The organism is Wolbachia endosymbiont (group A) of Pogonocherus hispidulus (genome assembly GCF_964028195.1).
Classification (GTDB): domain Bacteria; phylum Pseudomonadota; class Alphaproteobacteria; order Rickettsiales; family Anaplasmataceae; genus Wolbachia.
Genome location: NZ_OZ034750.1, coordinates 862,715 through 884,577, shown reverse-complemented (window position 1 = coordinate 884,577; position 21,863 = coordinate 862,715). Strand labels below are relative to the sequence as shown.

Here is a 21,863-nt window from a genome sequence, read left to right as displayed (position 1 = left end):
GATCTAAAAAGATAATCATAGAGCAAAAGTGAGATAATATGGTAAACCTTTTAGAACTTTGCAAAAATTTACAGCAAAAAATAGAAAAGTTAGAAGCAAAGATAGAAAAACTGGAAGCAGAGATAGAAAACTTAAGAGCAGAAAATAAAGCTTTAAAGATAGAGAATGCTGAATTAAAGGAAAGTAAATTCAAAAAACTCATCAATTCCCAGTTCAAAAGAATTATACAAAATGAAAAAGGAAAAGCCAAAAGCGAAAGAAAGATTGGTGGTCAAGTTGGGCATAAGGGTAATTATCGTGCTAAAATGGAAGCAGATGAGGTGATAAAGATAGAGTTGTCATCTACTTGCGAATGCGGAGGGAAGATTGCAATATGCGAAAAACCTTATATTCATCAGAAAGTAGATCTTCCGGAGATCAAGGCTTATGTAATGAGTTGGAACATAGCCGTTGTCAGAGATGCGGAAAAAGAAGAAGTAGCAAGTTACCAGAGGGTGTTACGCCAGATACATTTGGCCCAAGGGTTAAGTCAGTAGTTGCAGCACTCAGTGGGTTTTATAAAAATTCAAAGCGCGAAGTAGCTAGCATCATAAATGATATTTTTAATCTGAACATAAGTGTTGGTAGCATATCAAATAGTGAACACAGAGTTGCATCGAAATGTAAAAAAATATACGAACAAGTAGCACAAGAAGTAAGGAGTAGTGATGTTTTGCATATAGATGAAACTAGCCATTACAACAAAGGAAAACTTGGCTGGGTTTGCAAGCAATACGGCAAGTTTTGTGAAGTTGACAGAGTCAAGGGGAATGAAAGTTTTAAAAAATAGTGTATGCTGCAATCGTAATAGCTTGGTAGTAACTGACAGATATGCAGCATACAATTATTTTTCTGATGAAAAGAGGCAAATCTGCTGGATCAAGAGATTTTGAAACATAGTTGGAAATTTGAAGTTAAAGTTCTGGTTAAGAAACGTAGCCACTGAATTATTTGCACTAAAAAAAGCTTTACTAAAAAGTGAGATAGATGTTTTGAGGTTTGTCAGACGTGCCAGAAAGTTGCGAAAACGTACAAGGTATTACTTGAAGGAGATATTCCACCTACCTGAAGCAATTGGAGCTTCTCGAGTTGCCAAAAATATTTTGAAATCTGAAAGAATGATGTGGAAATTTTTAGATGACCCAGAAAATATTCCGCTGACAAATAACCATGTTGAACGGCAAATACGGCATTATGTCGTTTACCGTAAAAACTCATATTTTACACAATCGGAGCGAGGAACTTGAGCGGATAATTTCGTTATACTTAACATGGAAACAAAGGGGGTTAAACCCTTTTCACAATCTCCTATCTATCGTTTCTTAAACCACTCTGCTGAACGGATACCCAACGCCGCGTCGGTCGCACACGCCCGTGATAGCTCTATTCCTATAGTGAGTAGAGTTATCTTCCCTCTTGTTTCTTTTATAACATATTTTTAACTTACAACCGCCGCGGCGCTAACAAGTAGCGGGATGACGATTGTCAGGGTGTCATTCTAGTAGTGTGACACTGGTTCACTCTATAATGGTGTCATCCCAGCACCCCTATGATGTAATCCAAGTGCCCTCTTCTTGTCATCCGAGTAACTGACACTGGTTCCTTTATGATGGTGTCAGCCCAGTGCCTTTGTTACTTCTTTTTCCTATTCTCATTTACTCCTTGTGCTTTCGCTCCATCTACTTGAGTACTAGGTAATGCTGCATATGTAATACCACCGGCTACAAGTGCAGATGCTACTGCTATACCAATCATTACTAACATCTCTAACCTAACTGTACGTTCAAGTGCAGTAAATGCTATCAGTCCAGCAGCAAGACCCATACCAACAGTAGCAGTGTACCGTGCTCCATTGCCTTGTTTTGGTTGCTCAGTTGTTTTGTTTTTAGCTTCTAATTCTTTATTTTTCTGCGTTAACTGCTGAACTTGAGAAGTTTTAGTTTTTAAGTCGTTCTTTAGTTTTTCAACTTCAGCATTTGGTTGGTTTATTTTAGCTTCTAGTTCTTTTATCTTATCCTCTTTATCTTGTAACTGAGCAGCATCTGGTCGGTTGCTTAACTGTGCTTCTAAATCTTTTATTTTCTCGTCTTTATCTTGTAACTGAGCAGCATCTGGTTGGGTTTTTAGCTGTGTTTCTAATTCTGTTATTTTCTCCTCAGCTTCTTTCTTTGCAGTTTCTAATTCTTCAACTTTCTCCTCAATTGTTTTATTTGCAGTTTCTAATTCTTCGCCTTTCTTCTTTAACTGCTCTTCTAATGTTGTTTTTTCGTCTTTAGCTTTCTTATTTGCATCTTCTAATGCTTGTTTTTCCTTCTCAACTGCACCCTTTTGAGTTTTTAATTGTGTTATTTCTTGATCTTTAGCTTCTAATTCTTTTATCTTATCCTCTTTCTCTTGTAACTGAGCAGCACTTGGTCGGTTGTTTAGCTGTTCTTGTAATTCTTCTTTGCCCTTGTTAGCTGCGTCCAATTGATCTTGTAATTCTTGTGTTTTAGTTCTCAATTCCTCCTCAGCTTTCTTCTTTGCAGCTTCTAATTCTTGTATTTTAGGTTTCAATTCTTCTAATTGTTTTTTGGGATGTTGAAGCATCTGTACCTCAACTTCTTTTTTTGTATTATCAAGGCCCAACAGGGTTTTTATTTCTGTTGCAGTAGTAAAATCTTTTCCGTTACCTTGTTTAGCTGAAGATATAGGTATGATTACAGTATTATCTTCTTGATTTTTTTTTTCTTTTTCAAACAAACCGGTAATATATAATTGCTTATTACCTAGTGAAAAACCCGCATAAAACTTTTTAGAACTTGAAATGTTTTCATACTCTTGAAATTTTTCAAAATCATCTTGCGCTATAATAAGCATTATTTCATTATTGATAACCTTTATTGTACCATTAATCTCCATAAACATATTAAACCTCAATATATATAATTAACATTACATAATACCTTTAGAACCTAAGGTCAAGTAATATTTTTATCATAGCATAGAAAATTTATGTTCGTAAACAAAAAATTTTGGCGTAAAATTGCCGTATTTACTTAATTGTGCTATAGCTAAAGTAATTTAGGTTTACCGACAATCGTCATCCCGCTGCTTGTTAGCGGCTAAGAGATACCGCGGCGGTGTGACGTTGCTAGCTTGAAGTTTAAAATTGAGAAATATTTATGTTAGAAGAAAAATACGGCTTTAAAGAAATTGAAGACAAATGCAACATATTATGGGAAGGCAGTAAAGTTTATAAATGGAATGGTGAAAAGGATAACACTTTCACTATAGACACACCTCCGCCAACAATATCTGGAAAACTCCATATTGGCCATATATTCAGCTATTGCCACACGGACTTTATTGCAAGGTTTCAACGCATGCTGGGCAAAGATGTGTTTTATCCAATTGGGTTTGATGATAACGGGCTTCCCACTGAAAGATTGGTTGAACAAACCTATAAAACACGTGCAAAAGAAGTTGGCAGAGAGAAATTTATAGAGATGTGTCATGAAGTGATTGAAAAATCAAAGCAGGAATTCAAGGAATTGTTTAAATCAGTCGGCATTAGTTATGACTGGGATTTGAAATACCACACAATCAGCAAGGAAACTGTGACGCTTTCTCAAATGTCGTTTATCGATCTATATAATAAAGGGTATGCATATAGAAAAATGCAACCTATTCTTTGGGACCCAGTTGATAAAACCGCAATTGCACAAGCAGAAATAGAAGATAAAGTTTTTGAGTCATCCTTAAACACGATAGTTTTCTCTACTCAAGAAAATGAGCAGATCAATATTGCAACTACGCGACCTGAATTACTTCCAGCATGTGTTGCAGTTTTTTGTCATCCAGAGGATACGCGCTACACTCATCTGATCGGAAAAACAGCCGTAGCGCCAATAACAAAGGAAAAAGTTCCAATAATAGCTGACGATAAGGTCAAAATAGATAAAGGCACTGGGCTTGTTATGTGTTGTACATTCGGTGATGAACTCGACATATATTGGCAGCAAAAGCATAATCTGCCGATGAAAATTATCATCGATCAGGATGGGAGAATAAGCCTTTATGATGTCATTCCAGTGCTTGACACTGGAATCCAGGAAAAAGAGCCAATGCCAGCGATGACAGAGGAAGATATCATGTCAGCGTATGGTCAGAAAAAAGAAGAATGGATCCCAGTGTCTGGGCACTGGGATGACACCATAGGGGCTACTCGGATGACAGGAGAAAGGGCTACTCAGATGACAAAAGAAGACGTCATTCCACCACACCCCGGCGTCATTCCAGCGCGTAACGCTGGAATCTACAATGAAATCAATGGATTGAAAGTTACAGCGGCAAGAAAGAGGATGATTGAAATCTTGAGTGGAAAAGGACTTTTGATAGAAAGCACTAGCATTTCTCATTCTGTCAAATGCGCAGAAAGGTCTGGTGCATCACTTGAGATATTGCCTACTTATCAATGGTTTATCAAGACCTTAGAGCAAAAAGCTCAAGTATTAGATAAAGTAAGAGAATGCAATTGGCATCCAAGCAATATGCGTAAACGCATGGAAGTGTGGATAGAAGGGCTAAATTGGGACTGGTGCATCTCAAGACAGCGCTATTTTGGTGTGCCATTTCCAGCGTGGTATTCCAAACGTAAGGGAGAAGAAGGTAAAATTATTCTAGCTGAAATAAAGGCCCTACCTATTGATCCACTCAAAGATTTGCCAAAAGGGTATAGCAAAGAAGAGATTATCCCAGATCAAGATGTAATGGATACTTGGGCCACAAGTTCAATTACTCCTCAACTAAGTGCACTGGCAGTAAATAGTGAGTTTAGCTTGCCAAATCATCGCTATGACAAGATATTTCCTGCAGATTTGCGCAGCCAAAGCCATGAGATAATAAGAACTTGGGCTTTTTATACTATTTTAAAGGCACATTATCATGCAAATTCTTTACCTTGGAAAAACATTATGATCAGCGGTTGGTGTTTAGCCGATGATAAGAAAAAGATGAGTAAATCAAAAGGTAACATCATCACTCCTCATGTAATACTTGAAACTTATGGAGCTGATGTAGTGCGCTATTGGGCAGCGAACTCAAGGCTTGGAGTTGATACAGTCTACTCTGAAAATATATTTAAAATTGGCAAGCGCCTAGTTACAAAACTTTGGAACGCTAGCAAGTTTGTTTCCATGTTCATGGAAAAGCATCAAGTGATGAGCATAAATTCTGCTCACGAGACAATAGATAAGTGGATATTGTCTAAGTTATACAAAGTTATAGAAAGAGCAACGAATAACCTATTACAGTTTGAATACTGCGAAGCTTTGGGCGTAATAGAGGAATTTTTTTGGAAGGATTTTTGTGATAACTACTTGGAATTAGTAAAAAAACGCGCGTACGGAAGCAGTGAAGCAACCTTAAGTGCAAAACAAAGCTTGGCGTATGTGTTAAATGTTATTTTGCGGTTATTTGCACCTTTTTTGCCTTACATTACAGAAGAGATATACCACCAGTTGTATAGTTATAATTCTGTACACAATCAAAGTAATTGGCCGAGCAAAGAAGAGCTTATCTATGATAAATATTCAGAGGAAATGGGAGACAATTGCGTGCAGATATTAAACATTATCAGAAAGATAAAAGCAGATAATAATGTATCAGTTAAGCATTTGATAAAGAAATTAGTGATAAAAGCAGATCTACGAGAGGACAAATTGAATCAATCCGCGCAGAATGACCTACAAGCAGTTTGCAATGCGGAAATGATAGAGTGGATGCAGTCTGAGCTTGAAACTGAAGACGGGAAATACATAGTGAATATAGACTTATACTGATTTTTATAGCTTTACTTCCTTTGATATCCATGCTATTATAATCATTATTAGTTGTGAGGATGAGGGATTTGTATAGTAAAACCAATGCACCATATCTTATAGCTGGTGCTTTTGCTACTTTGGTATTGCTTGCATCTGGGACACTTGCTGTTGCTCCTTATGTTGCATTCTTATCTCCAATTGCAGTCTTTAATGTAGCTCTTCCTGTTGCCTTGAGTTTATCTATACTATCTACTTTGATACTCGCACTTTCATGCAAGATGATTAGTAATAATAAGAAAATAGAGGTTGAGAAAAATAAATTTGCTGAAAAAGAGCAAGAGTTAGAAAGCGTAAAACAACAATTTGAGAGTAAGGTACAAGAGTTAGAAAATAAAATAGCTTTAGGAAAAGAAGCTGCAAGCAAAGAAGTGGAGGAATTGAATAATCAACTAAATAGATTAACTCGAGAAAAGCAAGATGCAGACAGAGTGATTGAAGGGTTAAATAAGAAAATAGAGCAGTTAAAGAAACAGCTAACTGATGCACGACAAGAATCAAATCGGAAAGGTCAAGAATTGAAAGCTGCAAATAAACAAGTGGAGGAATTGAATAATCAACTAAATGAATTCACTCAAGAAAAGAAGGATTTAGACGAGAGAGTAAAAGAATTAAATAAGAAAGTAAGTCAGTTAGAATGTGAAAAGAAAAATTCTCTTCATTATACTGAAGAGTTACGTGATGAAAATGCAAGATTGAATGAAAGAGTAGGTTCTTTAATGGAGGAATTATCTCAACCTCAAAGAGAAGTAGATTCCTTAGAAAGGCAGTTACATGAATTAAAATATGAAGGAACTTTAGCTCTTTTATTAGAAGAAAGAATAACAGAATTGGAAACATGTTTAAAAAAGAGAAGGAAAAAAGTAGGAGAATTAGTAGTGCAGTTAAGAAAAGAAAAAGGCGAAACTTCTTCTCTACAAACTGAATTAAAGAGTGCAAAGGAAAAGGAAGAAGAAATACTATCGACAAAAAAGTTAAGTGAACTAACAAAAAAAATGCACCAACTAGCTGCAGATTTAGAACAAAAAGAAAAACTATGCAAGGAATTAGAAGAGGAAAAAACTAAAGATCTTGATAAGATCGGAGAATTAAATAAACTTTTGGATCAAGAAAGAAAAGAAAATGAAAAATTGCGCGATAATAACAGTAAGTTGAAAAGTAGCGAAAAAGATTTGGATGACGAATGCAGTAAATTAAGAAGACGTAATTCTAATTTGGAAAGAAAAGTTAAACGTCTGCAAGCAGTAATTGGGCAGGAAGACAAGCAAAGTCATTCCATTTCTTCAGATATAAGCAGTGAACATTTATCAGAACTTGAAGGAATAGGTGAAAATGAGTCTGTTAATAAACAGTTCCCGAAACCAAAACCACCTTATATATCCACTCCAATAAGACCGCCATATAAAAAGCTGAATGATGCTTCATGTGATTCCGGATATTTCAGTAGATGTTCTACCCCGCCCAATAGCTACTAGACATTATAAGTGCAGTTGTACACTCAATACACGAGGCCTAAGTCATTTTTTAGCTATAGCTAAAGTGGCTTAGGTTTACCTACAATTTGAAAAACCGTCATTCTGCTACTTGTTAGCGGAATCTATACCGCGAATGAATCCACAACTGTACGAACATTGTGATTTGAGAACAATCTCCTCCAGGAAGGGTGTCATCCCAGTGCCCAGACACTGGGATCCAGGAAAGTTTGCTTGTTTACAAGCAAACTAGCATAGAAAGTAGCTGATCTTATACTAAAAAACATTTTTGATATGGAAAAACTGGATCCCAGTGTCTGGGCACTGGGATGACAGATACTATGATAAGAAATTCAATAGCTTACAATGAATAGTTGAAGTTTTTAATTAAGAAAAGCACACGAGTAAATCGTGTAGCTATAATTATTGTAAGCAGCAATGAAAAAGTGCGGAAGTAGAAATTTGAGTTGATTGTATATTAATTCTTAGTATATTTAGCATTATTATAAAAACTGGTGGCGCTAATGAAACTTGAAATGTCGAAAGAGAATAGTGAAAGAGTCTTGTCTGGTACAAAGTGGATTGCTAATGTTGGTCAAAACTATCTTGCATCACTGAATAATATAACTAGCTCTGGAAAAAAGTTAATCAATGCTTTTTTACTTGTTCCAATCATCGTGCCTACTGCTATAACAGCGTTATCTTTTGGTTTTACTATGCTATTTTTAAATGCTGTAAGTGCTCAAAAAGATGATTCTAAATTATCTAAAGTAATAAAGTTTATAGTTAGATCTCTAATCTATATAGCTGCTGCTGTGATTTTAATTCCGTGCATTATATTAAATCTAGTAATTTCACTGATACCTGGTCTTATTTGGTATTACATTAATAAAGACATGTTTGGTCAAAAAAATATAAATGTAGAAAACAATCAAGGTCAACCAGTAAATAAAGTTGAAATAAGTAATGATGAAGAATACAATGAGCGTGTTGAAGAAGAAGTTAATAAGTTAGGGCAACAAAATGATGTGGAGCAAGATCAATCAGACACTGATTTATGCCAACCACTAATGAGAAGTGGTCAGCTACATAATCAACCAAATATAGAGGTAATATCTCGAGTAGTAGAAGGTGTAGATGAGACTGTTATAGCAAAGGATATAAATAATGATGGTATACGAGATGGTGAAATGATGATGCGAACAGTTGGAAATGATCGTAACTTCACTGCTTGTAGTATTGTTACCGGAAATGCTACTAATAAACAAGAAGGTTTCGCTACTGCTATGAAGCTGTCGTGTCAAATTGTTGAAAATGGTGTAGATTTCCAACTTGGCTGCAGTATGCGCACAGGAGATGACAAATGGCAGGCAATTGAACATCTTAGACAAAGTGAATCAGCGCGAACTTTGCTATCTGGTGATAGTGGCATATTATCTATAGAGCAGCCCGGTGGTATCCGTTCAGCGGAGTAGTAGAATAAGGTAGACAAGGTGATCTAAAAAGATAATCATAGAGCAAAAGTGAGATAATATGGTAAACCTTTTAGAACTTTGCAAAAATTTACAGCAAAAAATAGAAAAGTTAGAAGCAAAAAGAATGAAGTGGTATTTTTTGAATGATCCAACTGCTACCATGCTGAATGACAAATACGGCATACGGATACATTTTTTAAAGTAGCCAAGCTACTTTGATGACAGAAACCTAATGATCCAGGATATACTCCTTTGTTAAGGGAGATTGAGCATTTTCGAATATTTCTTGAGTGCTTCCAGACTCAACAATTCTGCCATTATGAAAGAAGATTACACTATCAGATAACTTTTTAGCTTGCTTCATTGAATGAGTTACCATAATTATAGTAAACCTTAATTTCAGCTCTTGTATAAGATTTTCGATTGCATTGGTTGCCATTGGATCAAGAGCGGAGCACGGTTCATCCATTAATAAAATAGTTGGCTTCACTGCAATTGCGCGAGCGATGCATAGCCTCTGTTGTTGGCCACCGGATAAATTGAGTGCGCTATCTTGCAATCTGTCTTTTAATTCTTCCCATAAGCCAACTTTGGTTAAACTATTTTCCACCATCTCATTCAATTTTTGCTTATCCTTCACCATACCATGCAACTTTGGCCCATAAGCAACATTGTCATATATTGATTTTGGAAAAGGATTTGGCTTTTGAAATACCATGCCAACTTTTGCTCTAAGTAGCACAACATCCATATCACGTGAATATATATCACCCAGCCCATCGATATCTAATTCACCAACAGTTTTGCATCCAGGTACATAGTCATTCATACGATTAAAACAACGCAAAAATGTCGATTTACCGCACCCGGATGGTCCGATAAAAGTAGTAACTTTTCTTTTATAAATATTCAAATTTATATCGAATAAAACTTGCTTAGAGCCATACCAGAGATTTAAATCTTTAACAGAGGCACGTGTATTGCTCATATCACATCCTGCATTGAATAGAGCCCCGGAATTTCTCTTTTATTTTCATATAGCCATACTGCTGCTTGAACAGCTCCTCTAGCAAATGTTGTGCGATCAATTGCTTTGTGGTTTAGTTCTATCCGTTCATCAGAATTAATAAACATCACGCTGTGATCTCCTATTACTCCACCTCCACGAGATACTGCAAAACCTATTCCCCCCTTTTTTCTTATGTTTGAACCACTATGTAAATATTGATTGGACTGAAAATCCACTTTTGAAGCGTTAGCAATTGTTTTGCCAAGTTCTATAGCTGTTCCAGATGGTGAATCCTTTTTTAAGTTATGATGCATTTCCCAAATCTCAACGTCATATTCATTACCTAAAAGCTCAGCAGCTTTTTTTACCAATTTCAGCAACACATTAACCCCAACACTCATATTTGCTGACCATAATATTGGAACTTCAGCAGCATATTCTTTCAAATCGACACCTTCTATTCCAGTTGTGCCACTAACCAGCGGTGTTTTAAATTTTACAGCTGCTTTAAGGCAGTCTAACATACATTCTTTAGTTGTAAAATCTATTACAACGTCGGATAACTCAAATATGCCACTAATAGAACTTGTAACCTTGATTCCTAGATTGGCTATAATTGGTCCAATATCTGAATCTATGTACTTACTGCCTGAACGGGCAACAGCACCTGCTATTTCCACTTTGGTATTTGTAATTAATTCATTGAGTATTTTCTTGCCCATTTTGCCTAAGCAGCCTATTACTCCAACTCTGATTTTCATAAAGCTTTCTAGCGTTTATTAAGAATATTAGGCCTTTTTTTAAGCTCTGTCACTTCTGATCTATATTCTATAGCTGTACGAACACTGCAATTTCAGATCCCAGTGCCTTGACCACAACTATTGCAATATGGTACATAGTGAACGATGTCATTCCAGTCTGGAATCTAGCCTTTCTGCAATCTCATCGAAAACGTTTTTCTATGCTAGTATGCTTGTTTACAATCAATTTTTCTGGATCCCAGTGTCTGGGCACTGGGATGACAGGAGAAGGTACTGGGATGACACCCTGACAACCGTCATCCCGCTACTTGTTAGCGGGATCTATGCTAAGAAATACCGCGAATGAATCGCGGTATGACGTAGGACTGCTGTCATTCCAGTGCTCCTTTTTTTGTCATCCAAGTAGCTGACACTGGGATCTAGCCTTTATTATTTGGTTGAAATTAAGTCTTCTGGATCCCAGTGTCAGCTACTTTCATGACATCATTATAAAGTAAAATGAGATCCCAGTGTCACGCACTGGGATGACAAGAAGAGGGCACTGGGATCTAGCCTTTATTATTTGGTTGAAATTAAGTCTTCTGGATCCCAGCGGGCTTTGTTGCATCGCTCAAGTGAAAAGAACTGGCAGTTACTGACAAAATTCATTATAAATAGCCATTTAACTGTTGAAGAAAAAATATGCCACAAAAAATGAGAGTCAGTAACTGCCATGAATATAACAAATTTCTCCAAGAAAGAGGAAGCATTTTTTGTTATATCAATGACGCCATAGAAAATTGGTACGAGAATTGTCCAAAAATGCAGGGCGGCAACTATATTTATAGTGATAAAGTTGTGATTTTGGTGCATATAATCGTCAGTTTCTTTAGAATTGGTTTAAGACAAACAGTCGGGTTTATAAAAGGGTATTTGCAACAAATAGGAAGAGATTTGGCAGTTATCAGCTATTCACAAGCATCAAGAAGGTTTAAGAAACTTAATATTAAGATAAATGATTGCAGAATTGATAAAAATAATATGGAAGATATCGAAATTGCTATAGACAGTACAGGAATTAGTATATACAACAACACTCCTGAAGGAAAATAGCACTGACAGAAAATATCGTGGCTATGAGCAAACGAGAAAATTGCACGTAATGTTGAATATAAACAACAAAAAAGCCATAGCTGTAAAATACAGTAACGGTGTCTACTCTGATCACTATGGAGCTTGTGATTTGCTAAAAGAAGTTGATTTTCAGCATGCCATAAAAGCACTATATGCAGATAGAGCATGTGATAGGCACAAGTTTTATAAGTTGTGTAACGAATATGATATAAAGACAAAAATTCCACCAATAAACAATGCGGCAGAACATCCAGAAATAGATTATATGTCTGACAGGAATGCTGCTATTAGGTTAATAAAATTATACGGTGAAGATGGCATGAAAGAATGGAAAAAAGAAGTAAATTATGGGAAAAGATCTTATATTGAAGGGTTTTTCTCAAGATTAAAGCAAATATTCGGATTTAGTTTTAGGAATAAATCTGAGATAAATCGAGAAAAAGAACTAAATGCTATTTGCTTAATAAATTCACTGATATTGGTATGGCTAAATTTGAGATAGTTACATGAATTTACCATAAATCACCATCTCATAAAGTGTGATGCAACAAAGCCATCCCAGCGTCAGCTACTTTCATGACATCATTATAAAGTAAAATGAGATCCCAGTGTCTGGGCACTGGGATGACAAGAAGAGGGCACTGGGATCTAGTGGGCTCAAACTACAATGTTTGTACAGCTGTGATCTATATTCTATAGCTGAATAATTTAACAATTCAAAATGAATACATATCCTATTGAGCTCTATATTACATACCAAGTTGCTCTGCCTTTTCCATGCTGAGTAATGTGATTACTCTTTACGAGATTAGATACGTGCTTTTTTAAGGTACTACGGTTTGCTTTAGTAATATTTTCTAAATCCTTAATTGTAAGACGTCCATGTTTGCTGAGTAGTGCTAATACTTTAGCAGAAAGTGGTGGTAAATAGAGATTTAACACTTTTTCATGTGACACCTTTTGTTCAAGATGAAATTTTTGCTTTTGTAGTGACCTTAAAAAGAACATAAGCCATGGATTAAAATCATTGCTGCTCGTCTTCAAGGATTGTTGAGTACGACGCAAAGCCAAGTAGTAACTCTCCTTATTACTTTCAATTATACTTTCAAGGGAACTGTAAGGTACATAGATATACCCTAACTTTAGTAACAAGAAAGTTGTGAGAATGCGTGATAATCTGCCATTTCCATCCTGAAAGGGATGAATAGCTAAAAAAGTAACTATAAAAATGCCAATAATTAATAGAGGATGTAATGATTTTATTTCTAATTGTTGGCTAGTCCAATAAATAAGTTCTGGCATTTGTGTCGCTGTCTCAAATGGAGAGGCTGTTTCAAAAATTATGCCCAAGCTTTTTCCAGATTCATCAAACACCTCAACATGATTGGGAGATTTTTTATATTCTCCCATGTGCCTTTGATCTTTATATGAAAATTGTAAAAGCCGGATATGAAACTGTTTTATAGTGTTTTCTGTAAATGGCATCTTTTTAAAATTTTGAAATACTTCTTCACACACATACGCATATCCGGCTATTTCTCGTTCATCTAGAGAACGAAATGAGCGTGTATCAAGTTTGGATAGTAATTGTTCAACTTCACGGTCTGATAGTTTTGCCCCTTCAATACGAGTAGAAGAACCAATACTTTCAATTGTTGCAATTTTCTTGAGCATTTGTAAACGTTCTGGAGCTAAATTACCAAACAATTGCCATGCTCCTTTAAATTCATCAATTTCAGCAACTAATTTTAACATTTCAGGTGTTATTACAATTTTTGAAATGTCAAACATATCTGTATTTTTATCTAGCTATATTCAATTATATCCGAAAATATCCTATTAGTAAAGAATACTTGTGAGATGCAAAGAAGCATACTAAAGAATGAATTTGGGTAGGCATAAAAGCAGCTATTTTATGTTAAAATACAACATTTTGATGAAATTATAAGAAAGGCTGGATCCGAGTAGTCAGCTACTCGTCAGTGCATGTTGAAAAATCATTTTATGATCTAAATCAGTTTTTTTACAGGTAATTTCTAAGCTTATCAATTTTTCCAAGATCTTCTTAAGTTCTGAAAGTTGCAAACTTTTCAAATGAGATTTAAAGCTCTGCAATTGTTTAAAAAACAATGGAGGGCTTAGCTGATCAATCGCAGCCTGTTCATTCATTCCACCTTGCACTGACAGCAAAACGTTTTCAAGGCGTAGGAAATAATTTGATATAATGCGAATTAGCGCTATCGGTGAAAAATTTTCTTGCGATATCAATGCATCAGAAATTCTAATGAAGCGCGACATATCTTTACTTGCTATGGCAGAGCATAGATCATCAAGTGTAGCATAGTCGTTGCCGGAAGTTGAAAAGCATAATTCTATATCAGTAAGTTTTAGGTCTTTTCTCTCCCCTAAGTACAAAACTAACTTCTCAAGTTCTGAACATATAGGCAGCTTGCTATGATTAAAGTAAGATTGCAAATGGTAGATTATCTCATTTGTGCATTTTATATCATTTTGTTTTAAGTAACTTGATATAATGTCATAAAGATTGCTGTTGCTGTCCTTATAGCAAGCAATTACACCAAAAATTTTTGAACTCTCCATATAACTTTTAGTCGCAGAATTATATGGAAGATCACTTGCTACCATCATTACATAGTGACCACTTGCGTTATAATCCAATACGTTTTTTAACTCTTTGGATATACCTCCACTCACATTTATCAGCTTAATTAATTTTTTGCTGGTAAATATCGAAATGTTTGCCAATTCAGAAAACAGTAAACCTGGTGACTTATTTACTATTGCAAAATCCATCACCTGAACTGAATACTCATCCAAACTGGCAATTATTTCTTGTACATAAAAACCAACCCTACTGTTATCACTTCCATGAATTAACACACCACTTAAAGCATCAGGTTTCTCTAGGAATTTTTTAACTTTGGATGGTGTGACCCTCATGCCATCTATATGATATCATTCTCATTTGACTGGACATGAGTATCCAAAGACTCGGAGCTTTCTTGTGCAATATTATGCGCATCATCTGCCGTACTCTGCACATTATCCAACTCTTCTGTTTTTCCTGTAATATAATTATAAAACTTTTTCACAGGCTTAGATATATATTTAGAAAAAAATCCTTCTTCGCTCATATTGTTTACTCCATAAAACTAACATCTTATCATTAGCACATAAACAATAATATAGCAAATTGTGCTAAGATAGTGATGTTTTATAATAAGTATATTACAAAATTATTAACATTCGAGACTAAAATTAAGCCAACCTACTTAATACTAGCCTTATAAAATAAGCGACAATTAAATACACGGCTGCAACAAGTATAATTGCAGGTCCAGTTAACAAATCAAAACTTGCAGATAACATCAGACCTGATATCCCAGAAATCACAGAAAAAACTGTTGCAACAATAATCATCTGCATTGGAGTTTTCGAAATGAGCCTTGCAGATGCTGCTGGTATTAGCAAAAATGCAGCAATGAGTAATATTCCTATTAATTGGGCAGCAATTGCTATAAATATAGCAAGAGTGATTAAAAATTCTAGTCTAACAAAATTAACATTAATCTTCTCAACTACTGCTAAATCTTGATTAATTGAAATCATTAACCAATAACGCCATCTAAATATTAATATCAAAGTAACTATTACAGAGGTTAAAAAAATCAATACTATATCACTTTGATCGAGCGTTAATATATCACCAAACAGTGAGCTAATAATACTATTATTGCCAGATGGAAGAAAAGACATAAGTATTAAACTCGATGATAAAACTACATTGGTAACAATGTTCAATATCGTATCAGCAGAATATAATCTGTTAAAATTAAGAGAAAGTAGTATAGCAAATGTAATTGCAATAAGCATTATGCTAAGCGATGGGCTAATCTTAAAGATTAAAGCAAGTGCAACACCAAGCAATGAAGAATGGGACAAACTATCACCAAGATAAGATAACCTTTGCCATATCATAAATGATCCTAAAGCGCCTGTTACTAGGCTAATTACGACTACTGCAACTAGACTATTGATGAAAAAGTCCTGGGCAAACATTTCAAGCATGCTATATGGCTATTAGATAACTGACAACAAATCTATCTTCGGATATTAAAACGTTATGGGTTCTGCATGCTGCACCGGTTGTCATAAATTCAAAATTTAAACCTTTTTGTTCCATAAGATAGGACTTCACTGAAGAACTTGATATATTGCGTGTTTTACCAGTACCTATTATCAAAATTTCTATTTCCTCCGTTAAAAAAGATTCAAAATGCTCCTTGCTATTTATATCACTTTCTTTCAATTTTATCACCTTTTCAGGAAAAACTATAATTGAGCCGCAATATTCTCTATTATTCACTAAAAATTTTCCTTCCCTGTAACCATTTATAAGATTTTTATCCTTGAGAATTAAAGGAGTTATATCCATAAAGTCAAACTATTAATTGAGTGTTGCATACCCACCATTCTGGTTGCTTTTTTCTGATATTAACTGCAGCAGCTTTTGCATTTTCCTCACTATCGAATATTCCAAAGCATGATACACCACTGCCTGACATGCGAGAAAGTATAGAGCCTTCTTGTGACTTAAGTGTTGATATCACATCCTTAATTTCAGGTACAAGGCTTATTGCTATTTCTTGAAGATCGTTTCTCGTCTCTTTAAGAAACTTCAACAAATCCTTTTCAGCGTCATCGCTCCATTTAATTGGCTCAGAAAACTCTCCTTCATGTTTGGAAAATACCTCTGGTGTACTCAAAAACCTTTTTTTCGGTTTCACAAGCACCACATTCGTGGGTAAAGAGAATTTTTTAATGTGGCATAATTCTTCGCCAATACCTCTAACAAAAACAGGCTTGCTATCTACGCTTGCGGGAACATCAGCACCAACGTTTAAGGCTATTTCATTTAAAATCGTCCTATCAATCTCCCACAACTTCCCTAGCGTACGTACCACAGCTCCAGCATCTGAGGATCCGCTACCGAGTCCTGCAGCAATTGGTATGTTTTTTACAACCCTTACAGTGACTTTAGTGCGTACAGGAGCATGTCTAAGCAGCAGATTAACCGCCTTCGTTATAGTGTTATACTGGTTATTTATTCTAGACTCGGAGTTTATAAATTCAACTGTAGAGTTATCGTATCTAGAATACTTCTCACCTACTTTTATTTCCACAAAATTAGAAAGATTAGCAAAGACAAATAAACCTTCAATCAAGTGATATCCTGTTTCCTTCTTATTTATAACATGCAAAAAAAGATTGATTTTTGCAGGCGCCTTTACACAAAAACTTTTCATTATATGTCTTCACTAAGATTATTTTTACATTATATGTATAATGCTATTTTAGTCAACTTTATATAAGGTTTTCGCACTTCTGATGAGATCAAATGCCATAAATCCCAATTTCTCTGTATGGGTAAATGCGTCCGCTGGTACAGGCAAAACAAAAATCTTAATAGACAGAGTATTGAGACTTTTATTAGAAAACAAAAGGAATATTCTTTGCTTAACGTTCACCAATGCTGCAGCAAACGAGATGGAGAATCGCATTCACAGCATACTCAGTAAGTGGGCAATATGCTCAGAGAGTGTGTTGATAGCAGATTTAGAACAATTAGATTTCTTTCCGATGCCATCCCAGAGTTCCCTTTTTTGTCATCCAAGTAGCACAACACTGGGATCCCAGCACCCCTACTTGTCATCCCAGTGCGTGACACTGGGATCCAGAAAAAATGAAGCACTTGATCGTTATTTAACAAGAGCGAGAAGGCTTTTCTCTGAACTGGAAAATCTTGGTCTAACCATACAAACCATACACGCTTTCTGTTACAAATTAATTTCCAGATTTCCCATAGAAGCTGGCATCGCCCCAAATTGTACACTGAGTGAATGTAAAGAATTACATTCCATCATATTCAATAAAGTGCTTCATAACGAAACCGTGCAAGATAGTATAAACTTCATTGCAACTGAAATTGATGAAAATAAATTACGCGATTTGCTTTATACTTTATGTATAAAAAGATCGATGTCAGCAAATGATTCGAAATATATCAAAGAAAAACTCAATGCTCCAGATGGAATTCATGACGTACAGAGTGAAACGACTGAGCACATAAAAAGATTAGCCGAGATATTAAGTGAAGGCAGTAAAAGAGATCAGAGTTATAGTGCAATGCTCTCTGATTGGTGTAATAGCACCAATAAGGAGGATATAGAAAACCTAGCCAAGGTATTTCTCAAATCAGAATCGCACGAAAAAAAGAGCATATCATCCATTGCAACAAAAAGTATTTTGGAGAAATTCAGAGATGCAGAGCAAATAATAGAAAATATTCAGAATGTAGTATTTACCCATATAAGAGACATGAACTCTTATCAAATATTCAAGAGAACCAGCAGCTTACTTGGTATATTTAAAGTATATATTGATCTATATAGTAGCGAAAAATCAAAAAACGCACTGCTTGACTACAATGATATAATTGGCTTAGCAACAAATCTTCTCAGCAATCCAAACTATAAAGATTGGATATTGTTTAACTTGGATCAAAAAATAGATCACATCCTTGTTGACGAGGCACAAGACAATAGCATCAGCCAGTGGAAAATTATAACAAATCTCTGCGATGAATTTTTTGCCGGTAATGATGAAAAGCGAACCTTATTTGTAGTTGGTGACGTAAAACAATCCATATACAGATTTCAAGGAGCAAATCCCCATTTATTCAACTACATGCAACAATACTTTCATACGAAAACTGGTGGCAGAGATTGGATATCATGCCAACTTGAAAAGTCATTTCGTTCAACTCCAGAAGTTTTGATGCTTGTAGATAGAATATTTAACAACTTCCGCGCAGAAATATCTTTTGTTGATAATGAAATAAAACATGTTCCACATAGAGAAAATGATCAAGGATATATTGAAATTTGGCCAGCGTTACCAAGGCGCAAAGAGAAAGAACAGCAAGCTTTACAAATTCCTCTGACATGCAAGGAAGGTTATACAATAGCAGATCGATTACTTGCTCAGGCAATAGCCCACAAAATTCACAACTGGTTAAATGAAGGGCGGATTTTAGTCGCTAAAGATCGCCATATAGAACCAAGAGACATTATGGTTCTAGTACGACAACGAAACGTGTTAGTTGATTACATAATAAGCGAACTTAAAAAAGCAAACGTGCCAGTTGTAGGCCGAGATTATTTTAGAATTATGGACTATATAGCCGTGCAGGACTTAATAGCTTTGGCCGAATTTTTACTCCTCCAGGCAAATGATCTAGCTCTTGCAAATGCTTTAAAATCACCGTTATTCAATTTTACCGAGGATGATTTATTTAACATTGCATATGACCGTAAAGAGCATTCACTATGGGAAAGAATTCAGGATTATTCTGTGGTTATCTATAGTGAATTAAACTATCTCATTAACTTATCTCGCATAGAGTCTCCTCTTGCACTATTTACGCATATATTACGTACAGGTAAGAAGAAATTTGCTGCAAGGCTAGGTCTTGAGTGCTTCGAGGTTCTAGACGAATTTATGAACCTTGTGTTGCAATTTGAAAACCCATCTCTTCAAGCATTTGTTCAATGGATCAAGGAGAATAATCCGGAGATTAGGAATGATATGCAATCAGAACGCAATGCTGTGCGAATAATGACAATTCACAAATCAAAAGGTCTGCAAGCTCCCATAGTATTTTTGGTTGATACAAACACAGTGCCAAGAAACAGTGAAAGCATTATCTTTGATGGAACAGAAGTGCCATTTTGGTGTGGAAAAAACAACAACGCTTATTGCGATCAAATAAAAAGAGAGAAAAAACTAGAGGATTATAATGAATATTTGCGTTTATTATACGTAGCACTCACGCGTGCTGAAGATGAGTTATACATCTTAAGTAAAGAGCCGGTGCAAAAGGGCTCTTGGTATGATCTAATCACTCAGTATGGAGAACCATATGAAAAGAAACAAGTATACTTACAACCAATATTTAAAGAAAAAGTTGAAGTGCTATGTGTGAATGCAAACTACCCTTACATTTATAAAAAACGTGATTATTTTGACGTTCCAGTGATTTCGCTTCCGCCAAACCTATCAATGTCATTCCAGTGCTTGACACTGGAATCCAGTAAAAAAGAAGGAGAACCAGCATCAGCTACTCACTCTCCGGTGTCATTTCAGCACTCTCTTTCGTCATTCCAACACCCTTTCCTGTCATCCCAGCGTTCTCCCCTGTCATCCCAGTGCTTGACACTGGGATCCAGTAAAAAAGAAGAAAAGCCAGCATCAGCTCACTCTCTGGTGCCATTTCAGCACTCTCTTTCGTCATTCCAGCGCGTGACGCTGGAATCTAATTTCTGGATCCCAGTGTCGGAGCACTGGGATGACAACAAAAGGAGCACTGGGATAACAGATGAGAGTGCTGGAATGACAAAAAGGAGCACTGGGATGACAGATGGTTATGCAAGAGGCCTGATCATTCACAGCATATTGCAGTATATGCCCAAGATAGAAAAAGAAAGGAGAAAAAACTGGGTCAGAAAATATCTTGACAATATAAACACCAGTGAAGATAAGGATGAAATTTACAGTAAAATATTGGCCTTTAATGAAAAATATGGCTATTTGTTTGACTTAGAAGGCAAGTCAGAGATTACACTGAGTGGAATAATCGATGGCGAACCAGTATTAGTACGACTAGATAGGCTATGCATAACGCAAGACAAAGCAATCATAATTGACTACAAATCACACCGTAACGTTTCTGTTTCCTTATTAAATGAAATAAAAAAGCAAATGTTGACCTATAAAACCTTAGTACAAGAGATATATCCAAACAAGCAAGTAGAGTGCGTGGTTATTTGGGTGGAAGATTTAACTCTGCAATCTGACTTTTGATGAAACTTGATTGCAAGAGTGCGGTAAAAGAATCTATAGCTAAAGTAATTCTGGTTTAGCAACCAATTTAAAAAACGACAAATTCGTCATTCCAGTGCCTCCTTCTCCTGTTATTCCAGTGCCCTCTTTCTTGTCATCCCAGTGCGTGACACTGGGATCCAGAAAACTTAATTGCAAGTAATACATTGAGTTTGGTGAGTATGGGTTTTGCGTTATAGAATGAAGCACTTTTGGTGAATTTGTAAAGAAAACTGGATTCCAGTGTCAAGCACTGGAATGACAAGTTCTCGGCAACCCCTACGTCATCCCGTCACGGTATCTCTTAGCCGCTAACACGTAGCGGAATGACGAATTACTTAACCGTTATCCTGCTGCTCCTTTCTCGTCATCCCGCTACGTGTTAGCGGGATCTCAGCATAGCTATCTTAAAGCTAAGTAATATAAGTCAACCCAGCTAGGATTCTTTTGATTGATCAAATTAATTTTCCATTGCCTTGGCCATTCTTTCAGGCGCCTTTCTCTTGCAATAGCTAAACTTATATCTTCAAACTCTTCAAAATATACAAGTTTATTTACATTATATCTTGATGTGAAACCTGAAACAATTTTGTTTTTGTGTTCCCAAATCCTCTTGATCAAATTTGCAGTTACACCAATATATAATGTGCTATTAGCTTTATTTGTAAGTATATAGATATATGATAACTTCATCTTAATCGTTTATAGCTAAAGTAACTGAGGTTTACCAACATTATACTACACCATCGTGCCACAATAAAACTTACCGTCATCCCGCCGCAGTATCTCTTAGCATAGATCCCTTACTTAACCGTCATACCGCGATTCATTCGCGGTATCTCTAGATCCCGCTAACACGTAGCGGGATGACGAATTACTATACCGCCGCGGTATCTCTTAGCCGCTAACAAGTAGTGGGATACTTAACCGCCATACCGCCGCGGCGCTAACAAGTAGCAAGATGACGATTGTCGGTAAACCTAAGTTACTGTAGCTATAAAAGCTTTCACAACAGCCTATTTTCCTTGAAACTAAAATAGCTACTGAATGTAATAATAATGTGGTCTATTAATTCTATTCCTATACTTTGGCAAGCTTCTGCTAGTTGTCTAGTGAGAGATATATCGCTATTTGAAGGTTGTGTATCTCCGCTTGGATGATTGTGCGATTAT

General features: G+C 35.9%; 21 protein-coding genes and 1 pseudogene. 9 read left to right on the top strand and 13 right to left on the bottom strand.

Annotation, left to right across the window (positions count from 1 at the left end; all coding sequences use genetic code 11):
• Positions 1 to 38 precede the first annotated feature (38 nt).
• A pseudogene (gene tnpC / locus ABWU58_RS04150) lies at positions 39 to 1,365 on the top strand (IS66 family transposase).
• Between the two features lie 306 nt (positions 1,366 to 1,671).
• Here the strand turns inward: tnpC and ABWU58_RS04145 are convergent.
• Positions 1,672 to 2,946 carry a hypothetical protein gene (locus ABWU58_RS04145; protein WP_353282646.1) on the bottom strand — a complete coding sequence of 425 codons (1,275 nt, stop codon included), beginning with the start codon at positions 2,944 to 2,946 and terminating at the stop codon, positions 1,672 to 1,674.
• A 257-nt stretch (positions 2,947 to 3,203) separates the two neighbouring features.
• Between ABWU58_RS04145 and ABWU58_RS04140 the strand changes: the two genes are divergently transcribed.
• The 4 genes from ABWU58_RS04140 (at position 3,204) to ABWU58_RS04125 (ending at position 9,052) form a co-directional block, all read left to right on the top strand.
• Positions 3,204 to 5,861 (top strand): valine--tRNA ligase, encoded by a 2,658-nt coding sequence (locus ABWU58_RS04140; protein ID WP_353282645.1) that lies wholly within the window; start codon positions 3,204 to 3,206, stop codon positions 5,859 to 5,861.
• Between the two features lie 68 nt (positions 5,862 to 5,929).
• Positions 5,930 to 7,375, top strand: a complete 1,446-nt coding sequence (locus ABWU58_RS04135; RefSeq protein WP_353282644.1) for a hypothetical protein — start codon at positions 5,930 to 5,932, stop codon at positions 7,373 to 7,375.
• Between the two features lie 521 nt (positions 7,376 to 7,896).
• Positions 7,897 to 8,847 carry a hypothetical protein gene (locus ABWU58_RS04130; protein WP_353282643.1) on the top strand — a complete coding sequence of 317 codons (951 nt, stop codon included), beginning with the start codon at positions 7,897 to 7,899 and terminating at the stop codon, positions 8,845 to 8,847.
• A 58-nt stretch (positions 8,848 to 8,905) separates the two neighbouring features.
• Positions 8,906 to 9,052, top strand: a complete 147-nt coding sequence (locus tag ABWU58_RS04125) for a hypothetical protein (protein WP_353282642.1) — start codon at positions 8,906 to 8,908, stop codon at positions 9,050 to 9,052.
• 24 nt (positions 9,053 to 9,076) lie between these two features.
• Here the strand turns inward: ABWU58_RS04125 and pstB are convergent, their stop codons facing one another.
• Both pstB and dapB read right to left on the bottom strand, forming a co-directional pair.
• Positions 9,077 to 9,835, bottom strand: a complete 759-nt coding sequence (gene pstB / locus ABWU58_RS04120) for a phosphate ABC transporter ATP-binding protein PstB (protein ID WP_353282641.1) — start codon at positions 9,833 to 9,835, stop codon at positions 9,077 to 9,079.
• The gene (dapB, locus tag ABWU58_RS04115; protein WP_353282640.1) at positions 9,832 to 10,617 is read right to left on the bottom strand and encodes a 4-hydroxy-tetrahydrodipicolinate reductase; all 786 of its coding nucleotides are present in this window, start codon (positions 10,615 to 10,617) and stop codon (positions 9,832 to 9,834) included. The genes pstB and dapB overlap by 4 nt, the downstream gene beginning before the upstream one ends.
• A 137-nt stretch (positions 10,618 to 10,754) precedes the next feature.
• On the opposite strand from dapB, the gene ABWU58_RS08105 reads away from it, so the two are divergent.
• On the top strand, positions 10,755 to 10,907 hold the full coding sequence (locus ABWU58_RS08105; protein ID WP_410542033.1) for a hypothetical protein: 153 nt from the start codon (positions 10,755 to 10,757) through the stop codon (positions 10,905 to 10,907).
• A 185-nt stretch (positions 10,908 to 11,092) separates the two neighbouring features.
• On the opposite strand, the gene ABWU58_RS04105 is transcribed toward ABWU58_RS08105, so the two are convergent.
• Entirely contained in the window at positions 11,093 to 11,224 is a 132-nt protein-coding gene (locus ABWU58_RS04105) for a hypothetical protein (protein ID WP_353282639.1), read from the bottom strand.
• A gap of 74 nt (positions 11,225 to 11,298) precedes the next feature.
• On the opposite strand from ABWU58_RS04105, the gene ABWU58_RS04100 reads away from it, so the two are divergent.
• Together ABWU58_RS04100 and ABWU58_RS04095 are read left to right on the top strand one after the other, a co-directional pair.
• On the top strand, positions 11,299 to 11,709 hold the full coding sequence (locus ABWU58_RS04100; RefSeq protein WP_213863164.1) for a transposase: 411 nt from the start codon (positions 11,299 to 11,301) through the stop codon (positions 11,707 to 11,709).
• Positions 11,710 to 11,758: 49 nt separating this feature from the next.
• A complete protein-coding gene (locus ABWU58_RS04095; RefSeq protein ID WP_250296353.1) occupies positions 11,759 to 12,232 on the top strand; it encodes a transposase in 474 nt (157 codons plus the stop codon).
• 242 nt (positions 12,233 to 12,474) lie between these two features.
• Here the strand turns inward: ABWU58_RS04095 and ABWU58_RS04090 are convergent, their stop codons facing one another.
• The 6 genes from ABWU58_RS04090 to ABWU58_RS04065 form a co-directional block, all read right to left on the bottom strand.
• Complete coding sequence (locus tag ABWU58_RS04090; protein WP_353282638.1) at positions 12,475 to 13,521, bottom strand: Fic family protein; 1,047 nt, start codon at positions 13,519 to 13,521, stop codon at positions 12,475 to 12,477.
• Between the two features lie 177 nt (positions 13,522 to 13,698).
• Positions 13,699 to 14,691: a DNA polymerase III subunit delta gene (holA, locus tag ABWU58_RS04085; RefSeq protein ID WP_353282637.1), complete on the bottom strand. Its 993-nt coding sequence runs from the start codon at positions 14,689 to 14,691 to the stop codon at positions 13,699 to 13,701.
• A gap of 5 nt (positions 14,692 to 14,696) precedes the next feature.
• Positions 14,697 to 14,885 carry a hypothetical protein gene (locus ABWU58_RS04080; RefSeq protein ID WP_353282636.1) on the bottom strand — a complete coding sequence of 63 codons (189 nt, stop codon included), beginning with the start codon at positions 14,883 to 14,885 and terminating at the stop codon, positions 14,697 to 14,699.
• A gap of 124 nt (positions 14,886 to 15,009) precedes the next feature.
• Positions 15,010 to 15,819, bottom strand: coding sequence for a metal ABC transporter permease (locus ABWU58_RS04075; protein ID WP_353282635.1), 810 nt, complete (start codon positions 15,817 to 15,819; stop codon positions 15,010 to 15,012).
• A 1-nt stretch (position 15,820) separates the two neighbouring features.
• A complete protein-coding gene (locus tag ABWU58_RS04070) occupies positions 15,821 to 16,186 on the bottom strand; it encodes an Mth938-like domain-containing protein (protein WP_353282634.1) in 366 nt (121 codons plus the stop codon).
• A gap of 4 nt (positions 16,187 to 16,190) precedes the next feature.
• Positions 16,191 to 17,057, bottom strand: coding sequence for a 4-(cytidine 5'-diphospho)-2-C-methyl-D-erythritol kinase (locus ABWU58_RS04065; RefSeq protein WP_353282633.1), 867 nt, complete (start codon positions 17,055 to 17,057; stop codon positions 16,191 to 16,193).
• Positions 17,058 to 17,139: 82 nt separating this feature from the next.
• On the opposite strand from ABWU58_RS04065, the gene ABWU58_RS04060 reads away from it, so the two are divergent.
• Positions 17,140 to 20,673, top strand: coding sequence for a UvrD-helicase domain-containing protein (locus ABWU58_RS04060; protein ID WP_353282632.1), 3,534 nt, complete (start codon positions 17,140 to 17,142; stop codon positions 20,671 to 20,673).
• A gap of 39 nt (positions 20,674 to 20,712) precedes the next feature.
• Here the strand turns inward: ABWU58_RS04060 and ABWU58_RS04055 are convergent, their stop codons facing one another.
• The 3 genes from ABWU58_RS04055 to ABWU58_RS04040 all read right to left on the bottom strand — a co-directional run bounded on the left by ABWU58_RS04055 (position 20,713) and on the right by ABWU58_RS04040 (position 21,814).
• On the bottom strand, positions 20,713 to 20,850 hold the full coding sequence (locus tag ABWU58_RS04055) for a hypothetical protein (protein ID WP_353282631.1): 138 nt from the start codon (positions 20,848 to 20,850) through the stop codon (positions 20,713 to 20,715).
• A 243-nt stretch (positions 20,851 to 21,093) separates the two neighbouring features.
• Positions 21,094 to 21,384 (bottom strand): GIY-YIG nuclease family protein, encoded by a 291-nt coding sequence (locus ABWU58_RS04045; protein WP_007549156.1) that lies wholly within the window; start codon positions 21,382 to 21,384, stop codon positions 21,094 to 21,096.
• A gap of 313 nt (positions 21,385 to 21,697) precedes the next feature.
• Positions 21,698 to 21,814: a JAB domain-containing protein gene (locus ABWU58_RS04040; protein WP_410529897.1), complete on the bottom strand. Its 117-nt coding sequence runs from the start codon at positions 21,812 to 21,814 to the stop codon at positions 21,698 to 21,700.
• Positions 21,815 to 21,863: the final 49 nt, after the last annotated feature.